This is a genomic window from Psychrobacter sp., assembly GCF_035469765.1.
Classification (GTDB): domain Bacteria; phylum Pseudomonadota; class Gammaproteobacteria; order Pseudomonadales; family Moraxellaceae; genus Psychrobacter.
The window spans coordinates 1-9159 of sequence record NZ_DATIRM010000030.1 but is presented as its reverse complement, the minus strand read 5'-3'; the positions used below and the strand labels follow the sequence as shown (position 1 = coordinate 9159).

Below are 9159 nucleotides of genomic sequence, written 5' to 3'. Positions count from 1 at the left end.
AATATCACCCACAATTTGCAAGCATTACGTTGGCAAGCGAATAGTATCGACCAAACAGCAAAAGGTTTTAAAGTTTGGCTGCTACAACAGCTCAAAACCGACATCCCAAGCGCCTTAGACTGGCAGCAATATCCTGATTATAAAGACATTCATCCCAGTGACGAGCATTTATTGCCACTATTCTTTGCCTTAGGTGCCGGTCAACGTGTCTCAGTCGTGCATCAAAGTATGGCACATCATAGCTTGGGTATGGATATCTATCGCTTTGATTAATATGCTTTTGCCAAGACGCTTTTCTTCGTAATTATTTTATTAACATAAAAATTATTTTTCGAAAGCAAACTTAGTAAATAAGCCTGCGCGCTCCATCTCGCCAGCGACACTCAATAACGTCGTTTCATCATTCATACGTCCTATCAGCTGCATACCAATCGGCAGTCCTTTTTTACTCATACCGACAGGCAATGACATGGCTGGCAAACCTGTGATATTACCCAATAAGGTAAAGCTCATTTTTCCAAGCACTGGTGAGCTTAGCTTTTCAATCACGCCTGAGCTAAAGGCGTATTTGCCCATATCAATGCCTTTATTAAGCAAGCCAGCACTTCGCATGAGCATTTCATCCATACGGCTTGGCGGTAGCACGCCATGTTTAACAGCTGGAGTCGGTACGGTTGGGCACAGAATCATATCGTAGGTCTCAAGTAGCAGACCCGTTTGGTATCGGCTATCATGCCAGCCGTGCTTGGCGTGCACCAAATCTACTGCCGATAGCGAGCGTCCAAGCATTGCCATATTATGAGTCTGCGGTTCAAGGTTTTTTATGTGCTGTATGCCGTGAGTACGCTCGATATTATCAATGGTAAACGCGGTATGCGCGCAAACAACCACCAAAAAATCATGCCAAAACTGTTCAATATTAATATTAGGCTCAGCCGGTATCACACGATGACCCATGGCCTCAAGCTGCTTAGCAGTCTGCTCTAATACCGCCAGCACCTCCTTATCGACCACAGTGTTGGCAACCAATGGCTGTTGGTGCAGAGCGATGGTTAATTGTCTTGGTGCACGCATTGCAGCTTGTAAAAACGTGCCCTCAGGTGGCGCAATGATAAAAGGCGCACCGATTTCTGCCCCGCTAGTCGCGTCGAGCATGGCAGCACTATCGCGCACGCTACGTGTAATCACATGATCCGCGACCGCTCCCTCCCAGCCTTCACCTAATAACGGTCCCATTGGGTTGCGTCCGCGACTGGGTTTAAGTCCAAACGCACCACACCACGCGGCAGGAAAGCGTATCGAGCCGCCCCCATCACCCGCGCCTGCCATCGGTACGATACCGCTTGCTACTGCAGCCGCACTACCGCCCGATGAGCCACCAGAGCTATAACCTTTTTTAAACGGGTTATGTGTCACGCCATGCGCTTTTGGCTCAGTAGTGATAATCAAACCAAACTCAGGGGTATTGGTCTTACCAAAGGTATTGACGCCGGTAGCTTTCATACGCTTGACGATTTCATTATCGATTTTTGATACGATATTCACGCTACGACTGCCCATGGTGAGAGGTTCATCGGCGAAGCTAAAAAATAAATCTTTTAATAAATAAGGGACACCATTGAACACACCTTTTGGTAGCCCTTTCTGCGCAGCAGCATAAGCACGCTCATCAAAGCGGTGGATAATGGCGTTCAATTTGGGATTAAGGGTATTGGCTTGATGAACTGCCGCATCCAATAGTTCTTTGGCGCTGACTTCCCCTGCATTGACCAATGCTGCCAACGCTATCGCATCGTACTGAGTATATTCTTTAAACATAACTGACCTTCCTTGGAGAGTAATTGGATTAAGATTTTGAGAGTGATAACCAGTTTAATATAAACAATCACGGTTTATGATAGATAAACAAACTCACTGGTCATTTGGGATATTTATAACCCTATTCGATATGTTTATAAATATCCCAAAGGTAATGCTATTGACGCTCTCTATTGAATAAAACTCCTTAACATTTTGACAATAAAAAACGAGTCACTTTCGTCACTCGTTCTGTATTATTTTTCAGTTATTACTCAATGGAACCTAAAGGCTACATCAATAGCTCACGCTTACCGCTTTTGCCCATCGAGCTGACCAGTCCAGCCTCTTCCATCGAATCAACAATACGTGCAGCACGGTTATAACCAATGCTGAATTTACGCTGAATACTAGAAGCAGAAACTTTGCGTGTCTCCATAATAAAACCAACGGCTTCATTATAAAGATCATCGTCTTCGCCAGACGCGCTGGCATTACCATTACTGCCGCCATTAGGACTAGACAACTCAAAATTGCCAGCCATATTATCAATATAATCCGGCGCACCGCGCTCTCGCCATGCATCACAGACGCTATTCACCTCTTCATCGCTGACATAGGCACCATGGACACGATCAGGTTCAATCTGCCCAGGTCCTAAGAACAGCATATCACCATTACCAAGCATATCTTCTGCGCCACCACTATCCAAAATAGTTCGTGAGTCGACTTTTGAGTTGACTCGTAGCGCTGCTCGTACGGGAATATTGGCTTTAATTAGACCAGTAATGACATCAACTGAGGGACGTTGAGTCGCAAGGATTAAGTGAATCCCTGCTGCCCGCGATTTTTGCGCCAAGCGCGTAATTAATTCTTCTGCCTGCTTGCCAACCTGCATAATCATATCGGCAAACTCATCGGCAACAATGACAATCATAGGTAAAGTTTTAAGCTTTGGTGCTTGACTAATACTCACGCTGTCATTGGGTCGCCATAATGGGTCAAGCATTGGATTGCCTGACTTTTCAGCAGCAATGACCTTTTTGTTAAACTCATTAAGCTTACGTACCTTTAGTAAGCTCATGAGCTGATAACGACGTTCCATCTCTGCTACGCACCATGACAAGGCACTTGCCGCCTCAGTCATATCGGTAACGACTGGCGTCAGCAAATGCGGAATGTCATTATAGTTGGCAAGCTCAAGCTGCTTAGGATCGATAAGAATCATCCGTAGCTCGTTCGGTGTATATTTAAGCAGCATAGATAGTAACATGGCGTTGACTAAGACTGATTTACCAGAGCCTGTTGTACCAGCAACTAACATATGGGGCGCTCGTGCAAGATCAGTAATAATAGCTTTGCCACCAATATCTTTACCCATCGCCATACTGATTTGCGCTTTAGGATCTTTAAATTTTTCGGTATCCAATAACTCAATCAAACGCACCATTTCGCGCTGTTTATTGGGCACTTCGATGCCAATATAGGGTTTGCCAGGAATGACTTCGACCACACGTAAAGATGCCATTGATAATGAGCGTGCCAAATCGCGTGAAATCCCTGTGACTTTACTGGCTTTTATCCCAGGCGCAAGGTCTACTTCAAAGCGAGTCACCACAGGTCCTGGAATCGCATTGACGACGTTTGCTTTAACATTAAACTCTTGTAATTTTATCTCCAGCAGCTCTGATAACTGCTCAAGCTCAGCAAGCGTATAGCTTGGCTGACGATTGGGGTCTGGCTTATCTAAAATAGACAGCTCTGGAATCGGCGACAGACTGCTACGATAGGCAGCCGTTTGCATTGAGCGTGATTTTTGACTGAATGCAATATCATCACTAATATGAGGCATAACGGGCGCATGAATATCGTCAGCACTATCGTAAACATTGTCATCTTCCGGCATCATATCGGTAATATGATTGCTACTATCACCTTCTGGCACCGCAAAATTCATGGTTGGTTTAGGTGCTGTGGCTGATTCAATACTCGATATGGTAGCCATACTCTCTGCTATTGGTAGTGCTTTTGGATTTGTAGGCGGGGTATTGGTCGGCGTCATATCTGTTATTTCTGATGCATTTGCTACATCAGCGTTAAAAGAAGGTGCCAAATTTTCTGGCAGTTCAGCTGAACTGTTATTAGATAATTCATCAGTAGAGTCGTTTAGTGAGATAGCAGTTTGCTGCTTAGTAGGTGCAGCTGGCATTTCTACTAATGTCTCTATGACGGATAATTCTTGTTCATTGTTAAAATCAGTAGTTTCTGGCACTGCGGCATGTTCCGCTAACCATGCATCGACCAAGGTATCGATACTAGCTGCTTTAGGAGTATCTGCATGAGTAGTTGGCGTGGTCGGAGCAGTGTCAGTAGAGCTATCCAATGTACTGGTGGCTGTTTGCTCACTCGATTGCTGACTGTCTGCTTGAATAGCATCAATAACTGGCTGAGCAAAAGAGGCGTCAGTATTTGAGCTATCAAAAGAATTGTTTACCGCCTCATAAGGTATGATGTCTTGCTCTGTCACTATCTGATTTGCCAATAAGTCATCGACGGTATTGGCATCATTCCATGCAAAACTTGGCTCAACTTTTCTGATAGGCACTGGTGCAGCGTTTGCAGATGCTGATGTTTGACTGAGGTTAAAAGCGCTATTGCCAGTCGTTGTGGCGGCAGCAGTTTGCAGCGGCTCTTCTCGTTTGGCACTTTCACTGGCTACTTGCGCAGCGGCTGCCATAGAGGCTTTTACACTGGCACCCAATCCTGAAGACGATAGGAAATCTGTCAATGCGCTATTAAAGCGACCACTTCTACTGTCTCTCTCTTTAGTATTACTCTGTTCAGCCGCTTGCAGCTCGAGCGGTAATTGCTCATATTCTGGGGTATTATTCTCACTTATCGCCGTATCACGACCTTGTTTATTGACAGCACTAGTAGCATTGTCTTCTTGTTTTATTTCATTATCATCAAGAGTGCTATCAAGATTTTTGACGCCCGATCCAAACCAAGACAAGGTTTTGAACTTTTCGTAAATACTCATCCAATGAATATTAAAGGCAAAGGTGGTCGTAATAGCGACAAACACTGCCAAAAACGTCACACTGCCCCACTGTGATAACAGTTGTGCTAATCGCGCTTGTAGCTCAAGACCGATGATACCGCCCGCAACTCCTTTGAGCCATGACGATATCGGATCTGCCACCTGCTGTAGCAATGCAATCAACTGGGCAAATAACGCACTGCTGCTCAATATTAAAAACACGTAAGCAACCAAGCGTAATAGCCAAAACGTCGGTTTATTGTCCCACCAAATCAGCACCGACTCATAAACCAAAAACGCCAGCAACCACCACGCACCAAAACCAAAGAAGCTATACAGCAAATCTGATAGCCATGCGCCCATCTCGCCGCCCATATTATTAATGGCAGTCATATCACTACTGATGTGTGACCAGCTAGGATCATTACCCGTATAAGTCATCAAAATGACGAACAAATAAACCGCGAGGAGTAATCCCAGTAGGGTAAATATGCCCTTTTTTAAATAATCAATAATTGGTGCTGATATCACGTAAGGTCTGCCTTGTTGTTAATACTCGTCATGAATACTCAATGGTCGTCAAACCATGATTAAGCCTAATCATGCTGACATAAATTTCTGATAGATACTGCTGTAATAAGTTTCTGATGGGGCTTGCTAGTGTATATTTCTTACCTAAAATATGGCTATAAAGTACCAAAATGGACACCGTGTTTATTTTGTACTAAACATACAACTTCTTATAATAACAAATACATAGCTGCCATGGCGACCACGTTATCAATAAAGCGCATAAGAAAATCAATCCGGCAGTAATTTAGCGAAAAATACAGCTATCAAAAGAATATTATCCGTCTTTCTGCATGATAAATTTTGAATATCTTCTCGCTTTTATCATCAGAATTTCAAGAGCGAGCTGCTTTAGTTCTAATGATACCCATATTCGTTTTAGCAAACTTGCACTTTTTGCCCTCAGTCCTTATGTTATTATCACATAGCAACGATAAAAACCATATGCGTCGTCATTTTTACGCTTATCTTTTATAATACTTATTATTTTAACGTTGAACCTTTTCACTTTTATTGCTCTAGCAAGGAAATCTTATGGCAACTGATAATACCGCTCCACGCCACGAAAAACTCATTATTCTAGGTTCAGGTCCTGCTGGGTATTCAGCAGCGGTCTATGCGGCGCGTGCTAACCTCAAGCCTGTTATGGTAACCGGTATGGAAGTCGGCGGACAGCTCACAACCACCACCGAAGTCGATAACTGGCCGGGTGATGCGCATGATTTAACAGGTCCTGCGTTGATGGATCGTATGAAAGCCCATGCTGAGCGCTTCGGTACAGAACTGGTTTATGATCATATCAATAGCGTTAATTTAAACGTGCGCCCTTTTGAGCTGACTGGTAATAATGGCAGCTATACTTGTGATGCATTAATTATCTCAACAGGCGCATCAGCACAGTATTTAGGATTGGAGTCTGAAACCAAATTCCGCGGTCTTGGCGTTTCTGCTTGTGCGACTTGTGATGGTTTCTTTTATAAAGACCAAAAAGTAGCAGTTATTGGTGGTGGTAATACGGCTGTCGAAGAAGCATTATATTTATCAAATATCGCTTCAGAAGTCACGTTAGTGCATCGCCGTGATAGCTTACGCTCAGAAAAAATCCTACAAGATAAGCTGTTTGAAAAAGCTAAAAATGGCAATATCAAAATCGAGTGGAACCACAGCGTAAAAGAAGTGGTTGGTGATGATATGGGTGTTAATGGCGTTGTTATTGAATCTATGATTGATGGCAGCACCAAGCAATTGGACGTGTTTGGTATGTTTGTCGCGATTGGTCATAAGCCGAATACTGACTTATTCGAAGGTCAGTTAGAGATGAAAGACGGTTATCTTATCGTCAATAGCGGTCTGAATGGTAATGCCACCCAAACCAGTATCGAAGGTGTCTTTGCCGCAGGCGACGTGGCAGATCACGTCTATCGTCAAGCGATTACCTCTGCTGGTACGGGCTGTATGGCAGCACTTGATGCCGAAAAATACTTGGATGCTATTGGTGAAACCGTTGCCCAAGACCATACTTATGCTTCAACGTTGACAGCTGACAAAGAAGCGTAAATGAGCGACTTTGCTAACAATGGTCATACAACACCTGAGGCTTTTGCTCAGCATATCAAGAGTCTTGGGCGTTATGACTTTCCAGAGCCAGCTACGGTAGATCCTGAAGGTATGGGCATTGTAGCTATCGGGGGAGATTTAGCTCCTGAGACGCTGATTTCTGCTTACGCACAGGGTCTATTTCCTTGGTTTAATGACGATGAGCCGATTGCTTGGTGGTGTCCTGAGCCCAGATGTGTGATACAACCAACCGACTATCAGCCGAGTAAATCACTACGTAAGCAAGCAAACCGTAGTCGTTGGCAGTTGACGCTGAATCAAGCTTTTGATGAGGTCATACACGCTTGTAGTTTACCGCGTAGTAATGGCGTCAATGAGAAACCGCCTGAGGGCGAGCATACTTGGATTCATGATGAAATGATTGATGCCTATACCGAGCTGCACGCTCAAGGCTTTGCTCATAGTATTGAAGTTTGGGATGATAAAGGAGCACTTGTTGGCGGTTTATACGGCTTAAAAATAGGCGGTATTTATTTTGGTGAGTCGATGTTTCATATTGCTTCTAATGCATCAAAACTGGCATTTTGGGGCTTGATGCGCTTATGTGAGCAAAGTAATGTGAAGCTGGTCGACTGTCAATTACCTAACGACCATCTGATGAGTTTAGGTGCTATCACCTTAGGGCGTTCTGAGTTTCTAATCCAACTTGACACCTTAATAGCGACTGGTGCAATCAGTTGGCACAAGAATTCTCATCATTCTCTACCAGTATCACTGCTAGACAAACCACAGCCATGGCAATTAAAAATTTGAAGCATTACTTTAATCTTAAATAAAATGTCTTATAAAATAACCCTATCTAACGCGTCACTTTTTATTTTAAACTGACTATATTATTATGAGTTGATTATGGCACCTGACACCTCTTTTTTATTAATAGGTAAGCTTGCAACCACAGCCAATACGACTAAAGATACCATTCGTCATTATGACCAATTGGGTCTACTGAAATCTCGTAAGCGTCAGGCAGGTTCACGCCTTTATACCGAATTTCATCCCGAGTGTGTTGAACGTATCGAACTAATCAAAAGCGCTCAAGCGATTGGCTTTACCTTGACTGAGATAAAAGACAGTCTTAATGATTATTATGATGGGCAGCTCGATATTGATTTACAGCTAAGCCTCACTGAGCAAAAACTTACGCAAATCAAAAAACAACAAGCGACTATCAGCTTGATGATAGAGATGTTGGCAGAACGTATTGAGATACTCGCACGTATGAAAGCGGATAGTCACTACGAGCTTGATATTGATATCTGTAAAAAGACGCTACCTTCCTCTAAATAAAAGCCAGATATCGTATTCATATAGTCATCTCAAACTTTAAGAGAGATGATTATGCTAACGTGCTACTGTATAAATTTTTCTTACTGGCTGCTGCCTACGTGACAGATGCTGTAAAAAATTCAATGCAGCAGTACTATAGTCTTTTTATACTGGCTGGGCTCAGCGATAAATATGCTGCATAATTAACGCGTCAATAGCTGATTGAAGTCCTACCTGATAATAGCCTTTACGGCTATGAATTATAGTAAATCCTTGCTGCTCATATAATGCTATTGCCGCTATATTGTCTGCTCGCACTTCCAATAAAAGCGCCTCTACCTGCTGGTTTTTCAGCTCCTCATTCAGTCTTGCAAATATTTGTGAGGCAATCCCTTGTCGCTGATAATTAGGATGAGTGCCGATACGAAAAATCTCTGCTTGCTCAAACAACACCTGATATAAACAATATCCTACCACCTCATCGTTATTTGTATCGGTCATGAGCATTAACTTAATGCTATCTTGCTGGAGAAAATCATTGATGGTTTTATAACTCCAAGGCTCCTGTAGCTGAACCATAGCTTCAATAGCTGCAACTGCTTCAAGCATTTCTGCACGCTTATCTGGCTCATTTATTAGCATCTTTATACTGAACATCAGAGCTCCTTTATTTATTGGCTTAAATGTCAGTTATATTATCGTTGATTGCCGATACTGTCATTTATTAACACCCACAAAAAAGCCGCTCTCAATAAAGAGAACGGCTTTTGACTAACCTATTAACGAAGATCAGATTACTCTGACAGCGTTAAGCATTAGTTTAATACGTTAGCAACAACACCAGCGCCTACAGTACGGCCGCCTTCACG

General features: G+C 43.2%; 6 protein-coding genes and 1 pseudogene. 4 read left to right on the top strand and 3 right to left on the bottom strand.

Features of this window, described 5'->3' with window-relative positions; translation table 11 throughout:
• Positions 1–273 (top strand): annotated as a pseudogene (locus tag VLN09_RS00745) (dioxygenase); the annotation flags it as partial.
• Between the two features lie 51 nt (positions 274–324).
• Here the strand turns inward: VLN09_RS00745 and VLN09_RS00740 are convergent.
• Both VLN09_RS00740 and VLN09_RS00735 read right to left on the bottom strand, forming a co-directional pair.
• Positions 325–1818, bottom strand: coding sequence for an amidase (locus VLN09_RS00740; protein ID WP_325243157.1), 1494 nt, complete (start codon positions 1816–1818; stop codon positions 325–327).
• A gap of 271 nt (positions 1819–2089) precedes the next feature.
• Positions 2090–5368: a DNA translocase FtsK gene (locus tag VLN09_RS00735; protein WP_325243155.1), complete on the bottom strand. Its 3279-nt coding sequence runs from the start codon at positions 5366–5368 to the stop codon at positions 2090–2092.
• Positions 5369–5941: 573 nt separating this feature from the next.
• On the opposite strand from VLN09_RS00735, the gene trxB reads away from it, so the two are divergent.
• The 3 genes from trxB (at position 5942) to VLN09_RS00720 (ending at position 8311) form a co-directional block, all read left to right on the top strand.
• The gene (gene trxB / locus VLN09_RS00730; protein WP_325243152.1) at positions 5942–6964 is read left to right on the top strand and encodes a thioredoxin-disulfide reductase; all 1023 of its coding nucleotides are present in this window, start codon (positions 5942–5944) and stop codon (positions 6962–6964) included.
• A complete protein-coding gene (gene aat / locus VLN09_RS00725) occupies positions 6965–7777 on the top strand; it encodes a leucyl/phenylalanyl-tRNA--protein transferase (RefSeq protein ID WP_325243150.1) in 813 nt (270 codons plus the stop codon).
• 96 nt (positions 7778–7873) lie between these two features.
• The gene (locus tag VLN09_RS00720; protein WP_325243148.1) at positions 7874–8311 is read left to right on the top strand and encodes a MerR family transcriptional regulator; all 438 of its coding nucleotides are present in this window, start codon (positions 7874–7876) and stop codon (positions 8309–8311) included.
• A gap of 159 nt (positions 8312–8470) precedes the next feature.
• Here VLN09_RS00720 and rimI read toward each other — a convergent pair whose 3' ends face one another.
• On the bottom strand, positions 8471–8947 hold the full coding sequence (rimI, locus tag VLN09_RS00715) for a ribosomal protein S18-alanine N-acetyltransferase (RefSeq protein WP_325243146.1): 477 nt from the start codon (positions 8945–8947) through the stop codon (positions 8471–8473).
• Positions 8948–9159: the final 212 nt, after the last annotated feature.